Genomic DNA, 17,028 nt, shown 5'->3' with positions numbered 1-17,028 from the left:
CGAGGCTACCCGGCGAGGTCCGACTCGAGACGCCGTCCGACCCGCACGCGGCGGATCTCCGACGCGAGGTGCTCGGCATCCCGCGCGATCGCCTCGAAGCGCCCCGAGCCCCAGGTGTGCAGCCACGGCAGCCCCAGGAACGAGAGCCCCGGAGTGCTCGTCACCCCGCGCTGGTGGGTCGGGTGCCCGGCGCCGTCGAAGACGCCGATCTCGACCCAGCGGTAGTCGGAGCGGAAGCCGACCGCCCAGATCACGCTCGTGATCCCCGCTGCGGCGAGGTCCACCGACTCCACCTCCGCGGAGGGGCGCCAGACAGGCTCGTAGCGCGCCTCGAGCGGGGCGTCGATCCCACGGGCCGCGATGAAGCGGTCGATGTCGTCCTTGATCGACTCGGCGACCGAGTCGGCGTAGTCGAGCGACGCCTCCGCCGTGGGGGCGAAGCGGAGAGTCGACCCCTCGACCGAGGCGAGCCGGCCGTAGAGATGCATGCCGTCGCGGGCGAACGCGCGGAGGTCGATGTCGCGACCGCCTCCGCGCCCCGTCACGTAGTGGTTGGTCGACTCGCGCTTGGTGAGCCCGCCGACCTGCGCGTGCACGGGGATGTCGTAGACGCCCATGTCCTGCAGCCACGCGACGCAGTCGCGCCCCCGGTAGAAGCGGGCGACGCGGGGAGCGCTGCCGAGGGCGAGGTGCACGTCGCGGCCGGCGAGGAAGAGGTCCTCGGCGATCTGCGCACCCGACTGCCCGGAGCCGACGACGAGCACGCCGCCCGGAGGCAGCGCCTCGGCCGAGCGGTAGTCGGCCGAGTGCAGCTGCACGACGTCGAGCGGGAGGCGCGACGCGACGGCCGGAAGCACCGGACGGTGGTAGCCGCCGGTCGCGATGACGACCTGGTCGGCCGTGATGCTGCCGGCGCTCGTGACCAGCTCGAAGCCTCCTCCGGCCCGCTCGCGCAGTCGGGAGACCTCGGTGTGCTCGGCGATCGGGGCGTCGAACGTGGCGGCGTAGCGCCGCACCCACGCGTGCACCTCGTCGCGGGTCATGAAGCCGTCGGGGTCGGGGCCGTCGTAGGGGTAGCCCGGGAGCCGGCACTGCCAGTTCGGAGTGACCAGGGTGAACGCGTCCCAGCGGCGGTCGATCCAGTCGTGGCCGATGGTGTCGCGCTCGAGGACGAGGTGGTCGACCCCGTCGTCGGTGAGGTGGCGGCTGAGCGAGAGGCCGGCCTGGCCGCCTCCGACGACCGCGACCTCGACGTGCATCCCGGGCGCGATCACGGTCGCACCGGATCCATCGCCAGCACCCGCACCGTGCCGCCGTCGAAGCGCCGCGCGGTCTCGACGATCTCGCTCCGCTGCTGCATCGCCGAGGTGCAGGCGAAGCCGAACTTCTCCTGCACCCGGGCGGAGGCGATGTCGAGCGCTTCGCTCGAGCGGGCCACGAAGTCCTCGACCGGGTACTGACCGCCGGCCGCGAGGAAGTCGTGCATCACCAGGCTCGGCGAGTAGCAGCGCTCCTCCGTGCCGTCGGGCCAGCGGACGTGGAAGGTCATCTCAGGCATCGATCAGCCCTCCCGTCCACTCACGGGCCAGGTCGTAGGCGTCGGGCCGGCGGTCGCGGAGGTGGAACATCCCGCCGCGCATCGCCTCGAACGTGCCGCGCACATCGATGTCGGCGACGGCCATTCCGGCGCCGAGCAGGGTGGTGGCGAGGATGTTCCCGCCCGGATCCACGACCTTCGCGTTGCCCACGTAGCGGAGCGATCCGAAGGTGCCCGACTGGTTCGACGCCAGCCAGAACACCTGGTTGTCGAGCGCCCGGGCGATGTCGAACTGGTTGAAGCGGTACGTCCAGCGGTCGTCCTGCAGGTTCTCGGCGGTCGCCGTGCGCGCGGCCGGCCAGGCCGAGAGAGAGGCGATGATCTCGGCGCCGTCCAGCGCCATCGAGCGCGCCGCCTCCGGGAAGGCCTTGTCGTAGCAGATCTGCAGCCCGACCCGGCCGACGGGGGTGTCGAAGGTGCCGTAGCCCGGGCCCGCCGAGTACGACATGTGCTCGCCCAGCGGCTGGTGCACCTTGCGGTAGCTGCCGTAGACCTGCCCGCCGTCGAGCAGAGCGGCCGCGTTGTAGCGAGTCTCGCCGTCGTCGTCGAGCTCGCAGAAGCCGATCGCGACCATCAGATCGCCCACGATCTCCTGCACCCGGGCGAGCTCGGGCCCGTCGACTCGGATCGCCGGCGGCAGCGAGCGCGACGTGGTCTTCACCGTGTCGCCGTGATTGCCGAGGGACGAGAGGTAGCCGCCGATCGCGGCCTCGGGGAGGACGAGGAACTCGACTCCCCGCTCCCGCGCCTCCTCGGCGAGCTGGGCGATGAGCGCGTAGTTCTGATCGAGATCGCGGGTGAAGTTCGCCGCGACCGAGCCGACGCGAGTCATCGGGCTACAGGTTGTAGGTCGAGTTGATGATCGCGCCCTTGCGGGCGTAGTGGATCAGCGCGTCCTGCACGTCGAGCGGGTGGCAGGGGATGCAGCCCTCGATCAGGTCCTCCTCGCGCAGGCCGTGCAGCGCCATGCCGAAGCGGCAGACGAATACGCGGTTGCCCTCGTTGATGAAGGTCTCGATGGCGTTGTTCAGGTTCTGCTCGCCCGGGAACCCGGAGTCGCCGACCGTCGGGAAGCCGCGGGTCGCCATCGCGTTGATCGTGCCGGGGCCGTAGAAGTACAGCGCCGACTCGTAGCCCTTGCGCGCGGCGCGGGTGGCCTGCAGCACGGCGACGAAGCTGACGGAGGACTCGTGGGCGATGCCGTGCACGAGGGTCAGGTACGACTCCCCCTCCTCGGCCTGGTAGTCGGGGAACACCTTGGTCGAGCCGTAGAGGTTGCTGCCCTTGGGGAGCGACGGGTGCGCGATCTCGCCGCGCGACTTCTCGATGTTGGCGCTGACCTGGTCTTCGATCTCCTGCGAGACGGACATGTGGTTCCTCCTGTTTCCGGGTCTTTCCGGGTCGCCGATGAGACGGCGGGCGAGTGTGCGGGCTCCGGCGGGAGGCGCTGAGACGACGCGAAGAACGTCCGCCGGATGGAGCGGTGGTGCGGAGTGGAACGTCACCAGTCAACGGGCGGTGTGTTTCGGTGTGGTTTCGTCCGGAAGAAGCTCGTGTGACGCCGGTTCCGTAACCAGACCGCGTTCCGCTCGACATCGAGCCGAAACACGGCGTGCCTTGAATGGGAGGCGAGACGAACGCATCGACATCCCGGCCGCATCCCCCGCGGCCCGTCAGGCCGGCCACCGCCGCGCCATCAAGGAGTCAGCCGTGACCGATCTCACCCTCCGCACCCGCGTCGACATCGCCCTGCAGGGCATCCGCGTCGAGGCCCCCGTCCACCGCGAGGCAGGCGCCGGCCCGAGCGACGACGGGCACGTGATGCTCGGCGGCCTCGGTGCCGCCATCCCCATCAACCCGACGAGCCCCTACGTCGTGCGCGGCGACCGCCTGCTGCTCGAGGGCGCCGACATCGGCCTCGACGTCACTCCGGTGCGCCGCCCCCGCTTCTACGACCTCGAGACCGCCGACGGCGTCTCGTACGAGAAGATCGCCCGGCTGCACGGCCGCGACATCCTCGCGACCACCGTCGTGCAGACCTGCATGCGCTACGACGAGGCCGAGCGCTGCCGGTTCTGCGCGATCGAGGCCTCGCTCGAGGCCGGCTCGACCATCGCGGTGAAGACCCCGGCGCAGCTCGCCGAGGTCGCCGAGGCGGCGGCCCGCCTCGACGGGATCAGCCAGATGGTGATGACCACCGGCACGTCCAAGGGGCGCGACCGGGGAGCGACCCACCTCGCCCGCTGCGTGCGCGCGGTGCTCGAGGCGGTGCCGGGCCTGCCGATCCAGGTGCAGTGCGAGCCTCCGTCGGACGTCTCGGCACTGCAGGCCCTGAAGGACGCTGGCGCGGTGTCGATCGGCATCCACGTCGAGTCGATGGACGACGAGGTGCGCCGTCGCTGGACCCCCGGCAAGGCGCGCGTCACCCTCGACGAGTACCGCTGGGCGTGGCGCGAGGCGGTGCGGATCTTCGGCCGCAACCAGGTCTCGACCTACCTCCTGGTCGGCCTCGGCGAGGATCCCGACGAGCTCGTCGCGAGCGCGCAGGAGCTGATCGAGATGGGCGTCTACCCGTTCGTGGTCCCGTTCCGGCCGCTGCGCGGGACGCTCGCGACCGAGGTCGACCACGTGCTGCCTCCGGCCGGCTCGCTGCTCGAGTCGGTGAGCGCGCGGGTCGCCTCGCTGCTCATCGCCGCCGGGATGCTGAGCACCGGGCAGTCGGCCGGATGCGCGGCCTGCGGGGCGTGCGGAGTGCTCAAGACGGCCGGCGCCTGATGCAGCTGTCGATCCTCGAGGGGGTGCGGCGCGCGCCGGCCTTCACCGTGATGCGGGCGGAGGAGCGCGAGCTCGCCGCGTACCGTGCGCTGCGGCGCGAGGTCTTCGTGGCCGAGCAGGGGCTCTTCGCGGGGAGCGACGCCGACGACATCGATGACGACCCGCGGGCGATCGTGCTCGTCGCGGTGACCGCCGAGGGTGCGGTGCTGGGAGGCGTGCGGCTCGCGCCGGTCGCATCGGGCCGCGATCTCGGCTGGTGGACCGGCAGCAGGCTGGTGGTGTCGCGGGAGGCGCGCGGCGGTGCGGGGATCGGCGCGGCTCTCGTGCGTGCGGCCTGCGCCGAGGCGGAGGCGCGAGGCGTCCTGCGCTTCGAGGCGTCGGTGCAGGAGCGCAACGAGGTGCTCTTCCGCCGGCTCGGCTGGGAGCGGATCGGGGCGCTGACCGTCGCCGGCACTCCGCACGTGCAGATGCGCTGGCCGCTCGACCGGCTCGATCGCGCGGCGCGGGCGGCGAAGTCGGCGCTCGGCTCCCTCCTGGCGCCGTTCGCGGCCGGTGGCGGCCTCGGCGGCCCGGGCTTCGTCGGCGACGACGGCGCACCCGTGCCCGGCACCGACATGGTGGCGGTCTGCGACGCGATCATCCCCTCGATGGTCGAGCGGCACCCGGAGTGGGCGGGCTGGTGCTCCGTGCTGGTGAACGTGAACGACCTCACCGCGATGGGCGCGACCGGCGTCGGGCTGCTCGACGCGATCGGCGCCCGCGACGCGGCCTTCGCCGCGCGGATGGTCAGCGGCATCCGCGACGCGGCCGAGGCCTGGGGGCTGCGGGTGCTCGGCGGTCACACTCAGCTCGGGGTCCCCGCGGCGCTGAGCGTCACGGGGCTCGGGCGCACGACGGCGCCGGTGCCCGGGGCGGCGGCGCTCGGCGACGAGCTCTCGGTGACGGCCGACCTCGCCGGCGGCTGGCGACCGGGCTTCGCGGGAGCGCAGTGGGACTCGACCTCGGGGCGCGGCGGCGAGGAGCTGCGGGGGATGGCCGCCTCCGTGGGTCTCGCGCGGCCCCGGGCCGCGAAGGACGTCAGCATGGCCGGGCTCGTCGGCACGGTCGGCATGCTCGCCGAGGCGTCGGGCGGAGGCGCGGTGCTCGACATCGCCGCGATCCCGGCCCCGCCGTCGGCGGGCCTCGGCGATTGGCTCGCCTGCTTCCCCGGCTTCGCGATGATCACCGCCGACCGCCCCGGCGAGGGCCGGATGCACACCCCGCACACGACGACCGCCGCCGTCGGCCGCGTCGTCCCCTCGCCCGGCGTCCGCCTCCGCTGGCCCGACGGCGCCGAGACCGTCGCCGTCGCCGGCCCCGTCACCGGCCTCGGCGCCGCCTGACCCCCTCCCCTCCGAGGGAACCGGTTCTCGCCGAGACACCGCATTCTCAGCGGTGTCTCGCGCAGAACCGGTTCCCCCGGCGAGACCGCGCAACCCCGCGACAGCTCCGGGCCGATGCGCGCAGAGTGAGCATCGAGCCCGCTGACCGCGGGCGGCATCGACGGAAGGAAGACCCCATGGTGGATCTCGGAGGCCTGGCAGACAAGGCCAAGAACCTGGCGAACAGCGACAAGGGCGAGGACGTGACCGACAAGGGTCTCGACGCGGCCGGAGACGCCGCCGGGAAGGCGACCGGCGGAAAGTTCGACGACAAGATCGACGGAGCCGAGCGCGCGGCGGACGGACGCATCGGCAACGAGTGAGCCCCCTCGGGGGAACCGGTTCTCGCCCGGACACCGCCTGCTGAGCGGCGTCAGGGGCAGAACCGGTTCCCCCGCGGGCTAGGCCAGCGCGTCCAGCAGCGCGAGCACGACCGCGGCCGAGCGGTCGGCCGCGTCGTCGACGTGCGCCTCGAACTCGCCCGGCGCGCACAGGTCCGAGATGCCGCGCACCGAGACGAACCGCAGCCCGTGCACGTGTGCCGTCTGCGCGAGCGAGACCGACTCCATGTCGGTCGCGAGCGCTCCGGAGAAGTGACCGCGCACCCGCTCGACGTGATCGCCCGAGACGAAGGTGTCGCTCGACACGATCAGCCCGCGGCGGACGACGACCTCGGGCACCGAGACGTCGGTGGCGAGCGCCGCGGCATCGCCGGAGTAGCGCTCGGGCATCCCCGGCACCTGCCCCATCGCGTAGCCGAAGGCCCGCGCGTCGGCGTCCGTCTGCACGTACTCCTCGCCGATCACCACGTCGCCGACGCGCACCTCGGCGCCCAGCCCCCCGGCCGAGCCGGCGCTGATCACCAGCGGCTCGTCGCCGAGCGTGCGGAGGATCGCCGCCGTCAGCCCGCCCGCCGCGTTGATGAGGCCGACACCCGTGCGCACCAGCACCACGTCGTGGCCGCCCAGCTCGAGGTCCCACTGCAGCGCGTTGCCGACGCTGCGCGGCTCGGAGGCGGCGGTCGCCTTCGCGAGGAAGGGCTCCGCCTCCTCGTCCATCGCGACCAGGATGATCGCCTCGCTCACGCGGTCACCGTCTCCCACTCATCGCGGCGCGAGAGGAAGGTGCGCGCCGCCTCCTGAGCGCCCTCGAGCGAGTGGTTCGCTCCCCAGCCGCACTGCGTGTCGTTGGCCGCGGGCACTTCGTCGGCCTCGGTGATGTCGCGGAGGGTGTCCTCGACGAGCGAGAGCACCTCGGCGAGCTCGGGCTCGCCCTGCAGGATCAGGTAGAAGCCGGTCTGGCAGCCCATCGGCGAGAAGTCGATGACCTTGTCGGAGTGGTTGCGCGACTTCTCGGCGAAGAGGTGCTCGAGCGAGTGCACGGTCGGCATCTCGAGGTGGGAGGCGTTGGGCTGGGTGAAGCGCACGTCGTACTTGACGAGGTGGTCACCCGCCGGGAGCGTCTTGGCGTCGGCGAGGCGCACGTACGGCGCGGCGACGGTGCGGTGATCCAGGTTGAACGACTCGACGTTCATGCGCGGCTGTTCCACGGTGCTCTCCTTGTTCGGCGGTGCCCCCATCATCCTCCGCCCGCCTGCCCGCTGCTCGAACAGCGCCGGAGGCGGCGTATCGAGTGGCGAGGGTGAACTCGGCGCGCATCGCCCTCCATGCTGGTCGAGTAGCCCCGAAGGGGCGTATCGAGACACACCAGCGTCAGCAGATCAGCCTTCTGCCCTGGCCTTCCGACGGACGTGGATCTCGATACGCCCGCTTCGCGGGCTACTCGATCAGCGAGAGAAAGGAGCCCGCGCTCACTCTCCCGGCACGAACCGGTACCCCATCCCCGCCTCCGTCAGCAGGAACCGCGGGTGCGCCGGGTCGGGCTCGAGCTTCTTGCGCAGCTGCGCGAGGTACAGCCGCAGGTACCCGGTGTCGGTGACGTGCGCCGGCCCCCAGATCTCGTCGAGCAGCGAGCGCCGGGTCACGAGCTTGCCCGCGTTCCGCACCAGGATCTCGAGCACCTGCCACTCCGTCGGCGTCAGTCGCACGGAGGCGCCGGCCCGCGTCGCGCTCTTCGCCACGAGGTCGACGGTCACCTCCCCGATCACCACGAGCGGCTCGCCGTCGGCCGGCTGCACGCGCCGCGACAGCGCCCGGATGCGCGCCAGCACCTCGTCCATCGAGAACGGCTTCGTCACGTAGTCGTCGGCTCCGGCGTCGAGCGCGCCGACCTTGTCGGCCGCCCCCGTCCGCCCCGACACCACCAGGATCGGCGCGCTCGTCCAGCCGCGCAGCGCGTGGATCACCTCGACCCCGTCGAGCCGCGGCATGCCCAGATCGATCATGTAGAGGTCGGGATGCTCGTCGATGGCGCGGTTGATCGCCTCCGTGCCGTCGCCGGCCGTCACCACCTCGTAGCCGCGCGCGGTCAGCGTGATCCGCAGCGCGCGGAGGATCTGCGGGTCGTCGTCGGCGATCAGGATCTTCATGCGGCTCCTCCCGAAGCGTCTGCGACACCGGAAGCCGAAGCGATCGGCAGCTCCACCACCATGGTCAGCCCGCCGCCCGGGGTGTCCTCGGTCTCGAGCGTCCCGCCCATCCCCTCGGTGAACCCCTTCGACAGCGCGAGCCCGAGCCCCAGCCCGGTGGTGTTGTCGTCGTCCCCCAGCCGCTGGAACGGCACGAAGATCTCCTCCCGCCGCGCAGGTGCCACCCCCGGCCCGTGGTCGACGATGCGGATCTGCGCGGTGCGGCCGAAGGCGCTGGTCGACACCCGCACCCGCGTTCCCGGAGGCGAGTAGCGCACCGCGTTCGCGAGCAGGTTCACCACCACCCGCTGCAGCAGCACGGCGTCGGCGAGCACCGGCGGGCCGTCGAGGTCGAGATCGAGGTCGACCTCGCCCGGTCCGAGCCCCAGCTCGTCGAGCGCGGGCAGCACGACGTCCGCCGCGTCGAGCGGCGCGAGGGCCACGGCGAGCGCCCCCGCCTCGAGCCGCGTCACGTCGAGCAGGTCCGTGACGAGCGCGGCGAGGGTCACCAGGCTCTCGTCGGCGGTCGCGAGCAGCTCCTCGCGGTCGCGGTCGCTCCACTCGACGTCCCTCGAGCGCAATCCGCTGACCGCCGCCGTGGCCGCCGCGAGGGGCCGCCGCAGATCGTGGCTGACCGCCGACAGCAGGGCGCTGCGCACCCGGTCGGTCTCGGCGAGCGGAGCCAGCGAGCTGGCCGTCTCGGTGAGTGCTTCGTTCTCGAGCACCGAGTCGAGCTGCGCCGCGACGACCTGCAGCAGGCGCCGCTCGCTGCCCTCGAGCTGGCGTCCGTGCAGCTCGAGCACCGCGTTCGCGCCGACCGCGATCCGCACGGGCTCCGCCTCCGGAACCGGCTCGCCGTCGACCGCGACCACCGCGCCGTCGCGCAGCAGCCTCACCCCGGTGAGCCCGAACGCCTCGCGCGAGATCTCGAGGATCGCCTGCAGCGCCCCCTGCCCGCGGATGACGCCGCCCGCGATCGTCGCGAGCAGCTCCGACTCCGCACCCGATCGCTTCGCCGCCCGGGAGCGCCGCGCCGCGCGGTCGACCACCGCGCTCACCAGCGCCGCGTTCAGCACGTAGAGCACGAGCGCGAGCGCGTGCAGCGGCTCGTCGACGGTGATCGTGTAGAGCGGATCGACGAAGAAGAAGTCGAGCGTCAGACCCGAGAGCACGGCCGCGAACAACGCGGGCCAGACGCCGCCGACCAGCGCGACGAGCACCACGAGCAGCTGGTACGAGAGCACATCGCTCGTGATCGATTCGTCGCTCCGGAGGCTCGACAGCAGCCAGGTGACCAGGGGGCCGCCCACGAGCGCCAGCGCCGTGCCGGCGAGCTTGCGGCGGAGGGTCAGCGCGCCGTCGAGCCGCGGCAGCACCGCGCTGCGCCCGGCCGCCGAGTGGCTGACGATGTGCACGTCGATGTTGCCGGACTCGCGGATCACCGTCGCGCCGATGCCCGGCGTGAGCGCCGAGGCGAGGCGGCTGCGGCGGCTGACGCCCAGCACCAGCTGCGTCGCGTTCACCGACCGCGCGAACTCGACGAGGGTGCGCGGCACGTCCTCTCCGACGACCTGGTGGTAGCTGCCGCCGAGCGACTCGACGAGCGCGCGCTGCGCCTCGAGCACGTGCGGGCGCGGGGTCCGCAGCCCGTCGGGCGTGACCACGTGCACGGCGAGCAGATCGCCACCGGAGGCTCGCGCGGCGATCCGCGCACCGCGGCGCAGCAGGGTCTCGCCCTCGGGCCCTCCGGTGAGCGTCACGACCACGCGCTCGCGCGCCTCCCAGGTGCTGTCGATGCCGTGCTCGACGCGGTAGTCGCGGAGCGCGCTGTCGACCTCGTCGGCGAGCCAGAGCAGGGCGAGCTCGCGGAGCGCTGTCAGGTTGCCGAGGCGGAAGTAGTTCGAGAGCGCGGCGTCGATGCGCTCGGGCGGATAGACCCGGCCGTCGGCGAGGCGGTCGCGGAGCGCCTGCGGGGCGAGGTCGACGACCTCGATCTGGTCGGCCGCCCGGAGCACCGCATCCGGGATCGTCTCGCGCTGGGGCGCCCCGGTGATCGCCTGCACGACGTCGTTGAGCGACTCGATGTGCTGGATGTTGACGGTCGAGAAGACCGTGATCCCGGCGTCGAGGAGCGCTCGCACGTCCTCCCAGCGCTTCTCGTGCACCGACCCCGGGGCGTTGGTGTGGGCGAGCTCGTCGACCAGCGCGACCTCGGGGCGGCGGGCGAGCACCGCCTCCAGATCCATCTCGTCGAGCACGACCCCGCGGTGCTCGACCGTGCGCCGCGGGATCACCTCGAGCCCCTCGACCATGGCGGCCGTGGCCGCACGGCCGTGCGTCTCGACGACGGCGACCACGACGTCCCGGCCCTCGGCGGCGAGCCGGCGGCCCTCCTCGAGCATCGTGTAGGTCTTGCCGACGCCGGGCGCGGCCCCGAGCAGCACGCGCAGGCGGCCCTTCGTCATGCTCCGGCCCCCACTTTCGGCTCGCGGGATCGGCTCCGGCTCGCAGGATCGCGGCGTTCCGACGAGCCGAACGCGATTCTACGAGCCGGAGGTGCTCCGAGGGCTGCGCTCACAGCCGCGCGAGCGCCAGGTTCAGCTCGAGCACGTTCACCGTCTCGTCGCCGAGGACGCCGAGGTCGCGGCCCTGCACCGACTCGGCGACGAGCGCGCGCACGCTCTCCTCGGGCAGTCCGCGCGCCTCGGCGACGCGGGCGACCTGCAGCTCGGCGTAGGCCGGGCTGATGTGCGGGTCGAGCCCCGAGGCGGAGGCGGTCAGCGCGTCGGCGGGCAACTCGGCCGGGTCGACCCCGTTGAAGTCCGCGATCGCCGCCCGGCGCTCCTCGATCGAGGCGACGAGGTCGGGGTTCGAGGGCCCGAGGTTCGAGCCGCTGGACGCGCTCGCGTCGTAGCCGTCGCCGGCCGCGGAGGGCCGCGACTGGAACCACTCCGGCAGCGGGTTCCCATCGGCGTCCGTGAAGGACTGGCCGATGAGGGAGGAGCCGACGGGCGAGCCGTCGACGGTGAGCATCGAGCCGTTCGCCTGGGAGGCGAACGCGACCTGCCCGAGGCCGGTGACGGCGAGCGGGTAGACGACTCCGAGGGCGACGGTGAGCACGAGCATCGCGCGCAGCGCGACTCCGTACTGGCGGAGGCCCGAGCGGGTGGGATTCATGGGGGTTCTGCTTTCCGAGGAGGGTCTAGAAGCCGGGGAGGAGGGCGACGACGAGGTCGATCAGCTTGATCCCGATGAAGGGCGCGATCACGCCTCCCAGCCCGTAGACGAGGAGGTTGCGGCTGAGGATCTTCGAGGCGCTCAGCGCCCGATAGGCGACGCCGCGCAGGGCCAGCGGGATGAGCACGACGATCACCAGCGCGTTGAACACGATCGCCGAGAGGATCGCGGAGGACGGCGAGTGCAGCTGCATCACGTTCAGCACCGCGAGGCCCGGGAACACACCGGCGAACATCGCCGGGATGATGGCGAAGTACTTCGCCACGTCGTTCGCGATCGAGAACGTGGTGAGCGCCCCGCGGGTGATCAGCAGCTGCTTGCCGATGCGCACGATGTCGATGAGCTTCGTCGGGTCGGAGTCGAGGTCGACCATGTTGCCGGCCTCCTTCGCGGCCGACGTGCCCGTGTTCATCGCCACGCCGACGTCGGCCTGCGCGAGCGCGGGGGCGTCGTTGGTGCCGTCTCCGGTCATCGCGACGAGGTTGCCGCCCTCCTGCTCCTTGCGGATGTAGGCGAGCTTCTGCTCGGGCGTGGCCTCGGCGAGGTAGTCGTCGACCCCGGCCTCCGCGGCGATCGCGCGAGCCGTGAGCGGGTTGTCGCCCGTGATCATCACGGTCCGGATGCCCATCGCGCGCAGGTCGGCGAAGCGCTCCTTGAGCCCCTCCTTCACCACGTCCTTCAGGTGCACGACGCCGAGGATCCGGCCGGCGCCCGACGCATCCTTCACGGCGACGACCAGCGGCGTGCCTCCGCTCTCGGAGATGCGGTGCACCTGCTCGTCGAGCTCGGCGGTCGCGCGCGCGTCGGCCTGGAGCCAGGCGGTCACGGCCGAGCCGGCGCCCTTGCGGATCTGCGAGCCGTCGGCGAGGTCGAGCCCGCTCATCCGGGTCTGCGCGGTGAACGGGACGACGACGGCGTCACCGGTCTCGGGCCGCAGCCCCGCGAGGTCCACGATCGACTTCCCCTCGGGAGTCGGGTCGCTGAGCGAGGAGGCGGCGGCCGCTCGCAGCAGCTCGCCGCGGTCGGTGCCGCCCACGGTCACGAACTCGGTCGCGCGCCGGTTGCCGTAGGTGATCGTGCCGGTCTTGTCGAGCAGAAGCGTGGTCACGTCGCCCGCCGCCTCGACCGCGCGACCCGACATCGCGAGCACGTTGCGCTGCACTAGCCGGTCCATGCCGGCGATGCCGATCGCCGAGAGCAGCGCGCCGATCGTGGTCGGGATGAGGCAGACGAGCAGGGCGACCAGCACCGGCACGCTGACCGGAGCCGCTGCGTACGAGGCGATCGGGTTGAGCGTCAGCACGACCACGACGAACACGATCGAGAGACTCGCGAGCAGGATGTTCAGCGCGATCTCGTTCGGCGTCTTCTGCCGCGACGCTCCCTCGACCAGGCCGATCATCCGGTCGACGAAGGTCTCGCCCGGCTTCGACGTGATCCTCACGATGATGCGGTCCGACAGCACCCGCGTGCCGCCGGTGACGGCGCTGCGGTCGCCGCCCGACTCGCGCACGACCGGCGCCGACTCTCCGGTGATCGCCGACTCGTCGACGGAGGCGATGCCCCAGACGATGTCGCCGTCACCGGGCACGAGGTCGCCGGCCTCGACGACCACGTGATCGCCGAGCTGCAGATCGGCCGAGGAGACCTCGCGGACCTGCGCGTGCATCGCGGCTCCGTCGCCGGCCCGGTACTCGAGCAGACGGCGGGCCTTGGTGCTGGTGCGGGTCTGCCGCAGGCTGTCGGCCTGCGCCTTGCCTCGCCCCTCCGCCACCGACTCAGCCAGGTTGGCGAAGAGCACGGTCAGCCAGAGCCAGATCGCGATGCCCCAGGTGAACGACGCCGGAACGGGCGCGCCGCCCGACTCCTGCGCCCCGCCGAGGAACGGCTCGGCGATCGCGAGCAGCGTGGTGAGCGCCGCACCGACCTCGACGAGGAACATCACGGGGTTCTTCACCATCAGGCGCGGGTCGAGCTTGCGGAACGCGCCGGGGAGCGCCGCGGTGACCTGCTCGAGGCTGAACGCCGAGGCGCCCCGCCTCGGGGCCCGCACGGGAGCCGGGCTTTCGAGTGTGCTGGTCATGGGGGTTACTGGAGTCCTTCTGCGAGGGGTCCGAGTGCGAGCACGGGGAAGTAGGTGAGTGCGGTGACGATCACGGTGACGCCGACCAGCAGGCCGACGAACTGCGGCCGGTGGGTGGGCAGCGTGCCCGCGGTCGACGGAGTGGTGCCCTGCCTGGCGAGCGAGCCGGCGAGCGCCAGCACCATCACGATCGGCAGGAAGCGGCCGAGCAGCATCGCGACTCCGAGGGCCGTGTTGAACCACGGGGTGTTGGCGGTGAGCCCCGCGAACGCCGAGCCGTTGTTGTTCGCGGCCGAGGTGAAGGCGTAGAGCACCTCCGAGAGGCCGTGCAGCCCCGGGTTCCAGATCGAGGTGCTCTCGACGTCGGCCCGCACGGCGGGGATCGCGAAGCTCAGCGCGGTCCCGGCGAGGACGAGGGTCGGCGTGATCAGGATGTAGAGGCTCGCGAGCTTGATCTCGTAGGGGCCGAGCTTCTTGCCCAGGTACTCCGGGGTGCGCCCGACGAGCAGCCCGCCGATGAACACGGCGAGGATCGCCAGCACGAGCATCCCGTAGAGGCCGGAGCCGACGCCGCCCGGGGCGACCTCGCCGAGCATCATGTTGAGCATCGGCAGCATGCCGCCGAGCGCGGTGTAGGAGTCGTGCATCGAGTTGACCGCGCCGGTCGAGGTCAGCGTGCTGGTCGCCCCGAACAGGGCCGAGCCGGCGATGCCGAAGCGCGTCTCCTTGCCCTCCATCGCGCCGCCCGCGGCCTGCGGAGCCGCACCGCTGCCCGCGAGCTCGAGGAGCGTGAGCGCCGTCAGCGAGACGACGAAGATCGTGGCCATCGCCGCGACGATCGCGTAGCCCTGCTTCGCGTTGCCGACCATCCGGCCGAAGGTGCGCGGCAGCGAGAACGGGATCGCCAGCATCAGGATCACCTGCAGCGCGCTGGTCCACGCCGTGGGGTTCTCGAACGGATGCGCCGAGTTGGCGTTGAAGAAGCCGCCGCCGTTGGTGCCGACCATCTTGATCGCCTCCTGCGACGCGACCGGACCGCCGGGGATGCTCTGCGTGCCGCCCGTGATCGTGGTGACGTCGGTGAATCCGCCGAAGTTCTGGATCACCCCGCCGGCCAGGAGGAGGACCGCCGAGATCACGGAGAGGGGGAGCAGCAGGCGGAGCGTCCCGCGGGTGAGGTCGACCCAGAAGTTGCCGATCGAGGCGCTGTTCCGGCGGGCGAAGCCGCGCACCAGCGCGATCGCGACGGCGATGCCGACTCCCGCCGAGACGAAGTTCTGCACGGCGAGGCCGAGCAGCTGCACCGAGTAGCCCATCGTCACATCGGGCGAGTACGACTGCCAGTTCGTGTTGGTGACGAACGAGACCGCCGTGTTGAACGACAGCCCCTCGGGGATCGCGGGGAACCCGAGCGAGTAGGGCAGAAGTGCCTGGGCGCGCTGCAGCGCGTAGACGAGGAGCACGCCGATGAGCGAGAACGCGAGCACCCCGCGGAGGTAGGCGCTCCAGCTCTGCTCGGCACGCGGGTCGACGCCGATGACGCGGTAGAAGCCGCGCTCGACGGCGAGATCTCTGGTCGTCGTGTAGATGTGCGCCATGTAGTCGCCGAGCGGGCGGTGGAGGAGGACGAGGATCAGGGCGACGGAGGCGACCTGCAGGATCGCGAGGAAGGTGTCCATCAGAAGCGCTCCGGCTTCACGAGGGCTGCGACGAGGTACCCGATCGCGCCGATCGCGAGGATCGCGGCGAGGGAGTCGAAGACGATCATTCGACGTCCTCGCTGATCGCCGCGCGAGGGCCGGAAGCGCGCGGCGTGGGCGCGAGCTTCTCGACCCCCTTGGCGATGACGCCGACGAGCGCGAAGACGGCGAGGACGCCGATCACGTAGACAAGGTCGAGCACGAGAACTCCATCCGGGGGCGGAGGACGCCCTCGAGTGCGGAGGCGTCCGACCGGCCCACGGCGAGTGCGGGGCCGGCACGAGTCCTGATGCAACACCCGCCGCCGGCGCCGCGGAGGGGTCCTAACGCCTTCCATACGCGTCGCCCGTCGTCCCTCACGGTCTCCTCACGGAGACGCGTCCGCGCGCGCGGCGACCGCCTGCTCCGAGCCGATCGATCCGTCGAGGACGGGCCGTCCGCGTCGCTGACACGGGCCATCTGCGACGGATCGATCGCCTCGACCACCCCGCTCAGCGCGCCGGCGGCTGATCAGGGCGTGGAGCGAGCCGACCGCGCAGGCTGCGGGCGCCCTATCCTCCTGCCATGAGTGTGACCGCCGGCTCCACGCGCGTCGTCCGTCCGGCCCCTCGGTCGCAGACCGATCGACTCGTGGTTCCCGATGCCCTGCGGGGCATCGCCATCGTCGCCATGCTCATCGCGCACGCGATGCCCCTCGTACCGAGTCTGCGGACGGGAGCGATCGGCTTCGTCGCGGGGAACGTCAACGACCTCGCCTCGCCGCTCTTCGCCCTCGTGATGGGGATGTCGGCCGCACTGGTCCTCGCCCGGCCCGGCGCCTCCGGCCGTCGGGTCGTGCTGCAGAACCTCGTCCGCGCGGCGATCCTCATCGGACTCGGACTGTGGCTGAGCACCTGGGCGACGTGGATCGCGATCGTCCTGGCCTTCCTCGGCGTCACGCTCGCGATCGGGACGCCGATCCTCCTCCTCCGCTCCCGCGTCGTCGCCGCGATCGCGGTGGTGATCGTCGTGGTCGGCGCACCGCTGAACGCCGCCGTCGCCGCCGCGGCCGATCCGCTGGTCCTGTACTCGCCGACCCCGGCGGGCTACGCGCTCAACTGGCTCTTCACCGGGCCGAACTACCGCGTGACGAACCTGCTGCCCTTCTTCCTCCTCGGCGCGCTGCTGCTGCGCCACGGCTTCCGGCGCGACCGCCTCCTCGCCGTGCTCGCCGTCGTCGCCGTGCTCGCCTATCCGATGCGACCGCTCCTCGAGCGGGTGACGGGCATCGACTCCGTCTCAGGGAGCCACCTCGACACCCTGCACGACCTCGGGCTCGTCCTCGCCGTCTACGTGGCCGTCGTCCTGCTCACGACCGTCCGAGCCGCCCCCCGCGCCGCGATCGAGGCCGGCCTCGTGCCCTTCCGCGCGGTCGGGTCGCTCTCCCTCTCGGTCTACGTGCTGCAGGTCGCCGTCGTCGCCGCACTGGCGGGCGCCGGCTACGGATATGCGGTGGACACACCCTGGGCCTTCGCCGTGCTGGTGCTCGGGGTCTGGCTCGCGGGAGTGCTGTGGTGGCGCTTCTGCGGTACCGGTCCGATCGAGTGGGTGACCGGCAGGCTCACCCGGCTCCTCGTGCGGTGATCGGTGCTCGACCCGGGTCCTCGGGCACGATGCAGGACGGGGCGGTGAGCGGAGGCCGCGCGGCG

17 protein-coding genes are annotated in these 17,028 nt (G+C 72.2%); 4 read left to right on the top strand and 13 right to left on the bottom strand.

What is annotated here, in order from left to right:
- Nucleotides 1-5: 5 nt before the first annotated feature.
- Genes GRS96_RS02985 through GRS96_RS02970 form a run of 4 tightly spaced genes read right to left on the bottom strand, consistent with a single transcriptional unit; the run spans nucleotide 6 to nucleotide 2,967 of the window.
- Nucleotides 6-1,274: an MSMEG_0569 family flavin-dependent oxidoreductase gene (locus GRS96_RS02985; protein WP_236553550.1), complete on the bottom strand. Its 1,269-nt coding sequence runs from the start codon at nucleotides 1,272-1,274 to the stop codon at nucleotides 6-8.
- A complete protein-coding gene (locus tag GRS96_RS02980; protein WP_159856021.1) occupies nucleotides 1,271-1,558 on the bottom strand; it encodes an MSMEG_0570 family nitrogen starvation response protein in 288 nt (95 codons plus the stop codon). The genes GRS96_RS02985 and GRS96_RS02980 overlap by 4 nt, the downstream gene beginning before the upstream one ends.
- Nucleotides 1,551-2,429: a carbon-nitrogen hydrolase family protein gene (locus GRS96_RS02975; RefSeq protein WP_159987684.1), complete on the bottom strand. Its 879-nt coding sequence runs from the start codon at nucleotides 2,427-2,429 to the stop codon at nucleotides 1,551-1,553. The genes GRS96_RS02980 and GRS96_RS02975 overlap by 8 nt, the downstream gene beginning before the upstream one ends.
- A 4-nt stretch (nucleotides 2,430-2,433) precedes the next feature.
- The gene (locus GRS96_RS02970; protein WP_056039940.1) at nucleotides 2,434-2,967 is read right to left on the bottom strand and encodes an MSMEG_0572/Sll0783 family nitrogen starvation response protein; all 534 of its coding nucleotides are present in this window, start codon (nucleotides 2,965-2,967) and stop codon (nucleotides 2,434-2,436) included.
- A 340-nt stretch (nucleotides 2,968-3,307) separates the two neighbouring features.
- On the opposite strand from GRS96_RS02970, the gene GRS96_RS02965 reads away from it, so the two are divergent.
- From GRS96_RS02965 to GRS96_RS02955, 3 genes are all read left to right on the top strand, one after another.
- The gene (locus GRS96_RS02965) at nucleotides 3,308-4,372 is read left to right on the top strand and encodes an MSMEG_0568 family radical SAM protein (protein ID WP_235021930.1); all 1,065 of its coding nucleotides are present in this window, start codon (nucleotides 3,308-3,310) and stop codon (nucleotides 4,370-4,372) included.
- Nucleotides 4,372-5,754 carry an MSMEG_0567/sll0787 family protein gene (locus GRS96_RS02960; RefSeq protein ID WP_236553549.1) on the top strand — a complete coding sequence of 461 codons (1,383 nt, stop codon included), beginning with the start codon at nucleotides 4,372-4,374 and terminating at the stop codon, nucleotides 5,752-5,754. The genes GRS96_RS02965 and GRS96_RS02960 overlap by 1 nt, the downstream gene beginning before the upstream one ends.
- A gap of 176 nt (nucleotides 5,755-5,930) precedes the next feature.
- The gene (locus tag GRS96_RS02955) at nucleotides 5,931-6,116 is read left to right on the top strand and encodes an Rv0909 family putative TA system antitoxin (protein ID WP_159856029.1); all 186 of its coding nucleotides are present in this window, start codon (nucleotides 5,931-5,933) and stop codon (nucleotides 6,114-6,116) included.
- 78 nt (nucleotides 6,117-6,194) lie between these two features.
- Here the strand turns inward: GRS96_RS02955 and mtnN are convergent, their stop codons facing one another.
- The 9 genes from mtnN to GRS96_RS20440 all read right to left on the bottom strand — a co-directional run bounded on the left by mtnN (nucleotide 6,195) and on the right by GRS96_RS20440 (nucleotide 15,542).
- Nucleotides 6,195-6,878, bottom strand: coding sequence for a 5'-methylthioadenosine/S-adenosylhomocysteine nucleosidase (mtnN, locus tag GRS96_RS02950; protein WP_235021933.1), 684 nt, complete (start codon nucleotides 6,876-6,878; stop codon nucleotides 6,195-6,197).
- Entirely contained in the window at nucleotides 6,875-7,327 is a 453-nt protein-coding gene (locus tag GRS96_RS02945) for an S-ribosylhomocysteine lyase (protein WP_082499043.1), read from the bottom strand. Before GRS96_RS02945 ends, mtnN begins: the two co-directional genes overlap by 4 nt.
- Nucleotides 7,328-7,603: 276 nt before the next feature.
- The gene (locus GRS96_RS02940; protein ID WP_159856031.1) at nucleotides 7,604-8,281 is read right to left on the bottom strand and encodes a response regulator; all 678 of its coding nucleotides are present in this window, start codon (nucleotides 8,279-8,281) and stop codon (nucleotides 7,604-7,606) included.
- Nucleotides 8,278-10,785 (bottom strand): sensor histidine kinase, encoded by a 2,508-nt coding sequence (locus GRS96_RS02935; RefSeq protein ID WP_159987682.1) that lies wholly within the window; start codon nucleotides 10,783-10,785, stop codon nucleotides 8,278-8,280. Before GRS96_RS02935 ends, GRS96_RS02940 begins: the two co-directional genes overlap by 4 nt.
- 109 nt (nucleotides 10,786-10,894) lie before the next feature.
- Complete coding sequence (gene kdpC / locus GRS96_RS02930; protein ID WP_159987681.1) at nucleotides 10,895-11,497, bottom strand: potassium-transporting ATPase subunit KdpC; 603 nt, start codon at nucleotides 11,495-11,497, stop codon at nucleotides 10,895-10,897.
- 25 nt (nucleotides 11,498-11,522) lie between these two features.
- Entirely contained in the window at nucleotides 11,523-13,640 is a 2,118-nt protein-coding gene (kdpB, locus tag GRS96_RS02925; protein ID WP_159987680.1) for a potassium-transporting ATPase subunit KdpB, read from the bottom strand.
- Nucleotides 13,641-13,645: 5 nt separating this feature from the next.
- Nucleotides 13,646-15,319, bottom strand: coding sequence for a potassium-transporting ATPase subunit KdpA (gene kdpA / locus GRS96_RS02920; protein ID WP_159856039.1), 1,674 nt, complete (start codon nucleotides 15,317-15,319; stop codon nucleotides 13,646-13,648).
- On the bottom strand, nucleotides 15,319-15,408 hold the full coding sequence (locus GRS96_RS02915) for a potassium-transporting ATPase subunit F (RefSeq protein ID WP_159856041.1): 90 nt from the start codon (nucleotides 15,406-15,408) through the stop codon (nucleotides 15,319-15,321). The genes kdpA and GRS96_RS02915 overlap by 1 nt, the downstream gene beginning before the upstream one ends.
- Nucleotides 15,405-15,542 (bottom strand): hypothetical protein, encoded by a 138-nt coding sequence (locus GRS96_RS20440; RefSeq protein WP_204162021.1) that lies wholly within the window; start codon nucleotides 15,540-15,542, stop codon nucleotides 15,405-15,407. The genes GRS96_RS02915 and GRS96_RS20440 overlap by 4 nt, the downstream gene beginning before the upstream one ends.
- Nucleotides 15,543-15,904: 362 nt before the next feature.
- On the opposite strand from GRS96_RS20440, the gene GRS96_RS02905 reads away from it, so the two are divergent.
- Nucleotides 15,905-16,963: an acyltransferase family protein gene (locus tag GRS96_RS02905; protein WP_159987679.1), complete on the top strand. Its 1,059-nt coding sequence runs from the start codon at nucleotides 15,905-15,907 to the stop codon at nucleotides 16,961-16,963.
- Nucleotides 16,964-17,028 lie beyond the last annotated feature (65 nt).

The organism is Rathayibacter sp. VKM Ac-2803 (genome assembly GCF_009807175.1).
GTDB lineage: Bacteria > Actinomycetota > Actinomycetes > Actinomycetales > Microbacteriaceae > Rathayibacter.
The sequence above is the reverse complement of the archived record's forward strand: the minus strand, read 5'-3'. Positions and strand labels throughout refer to the sequence as shown.

Coding starts and splice junctions, on each gene's coding strand:
- GRS96_RS02970 (WP_056039940.1), bottom strand. CDS start 2,967: ATGTCCGTCTCGCAGGAGATCGAAGACCAGGTCAGCGCCAACATCGAG.
- GRS96_RS02945 (WP_082499043.1), bottom strand. CDS start 7,327: ATGAACGTCGAGTCGTTCAACCTGGATCACCGCACCGTCGCCGCGCCG.
- GRS96_RS02905 (WP_159987679.1), top strand. CDS start 15,905: ATGAGTGTGACCGCCGGCTCCACGCGCGTCGTCCGTCCGGCCCCTCGG.
- GRS96_RS02980 (WP_159856021.1), bottom strand. CDS start 1,558: ATGCCTGAGATGACCTTCCACGTCCGCTGGCCCGACGGCACGGAGGAG.
- GRS96_RS02915 (WP_159856041.1), bottom strand. CDS start 15,408: ATGATCGTCTTCGACTCCCTCGCCGCGATCCTCGCGATCGGCGCGATC.
- kdpC (WP_159987681.1), bottom strand. CDS start 11,497: ATGAATCCCACCCGCTCGGGCCTCCGCCAGTACGGAGTCGCGCTGCGC.
- GRS96_RS02935 (WP_159987682.1), bottom strand. CDS start 10,785: ATGACGAAGGGCCGCCTGCGCGTGCTGCTCGGGGCCGCGCCCGGCGTC.
- GRS96_RS02975 (WP_159987684.1), bottom strand. CDS start 2,429: ATGACTCGCGTCGGCTCGGTCGCGGCGAACTTCACCCGCGATCTCGAT.
- kdpA (WP_159856039.1), bottom strand. CDS start 15,319: ATGGACACCTTCCTCGCGATCCTGCAGGTCGCCTCCGTCGCCCTGATC.
- GRS96_RS02955 (WP_159856029.1), top strand. CDS start 5,931: ATGGTGGATCTCGGAGGCCTGGCAGACAAGGCCAAGAACCTGGCGAAC.
- kdpB (WP_159987680.1), bottom strand. CDS start 13,640: ATGACCAGCACACTCGAAAGCCCGGCTCCCGTGCGGGCCCCGAGGCGG.
- GRS96_RS02940 (WP_159856031.1), bottom strand. CDS start 8,281: ATGAAGATCCTGATCGCCGACGACGACCCGCAGATCCTCCGCGCGCTG.
- GRS96_RS02960 (WP_236553549.1), top strand. CDS start 4,372: ATGCAGCTGTCGATCCTCGAGGGGGTGCGGCGCGCGCCGGCCTTCACC.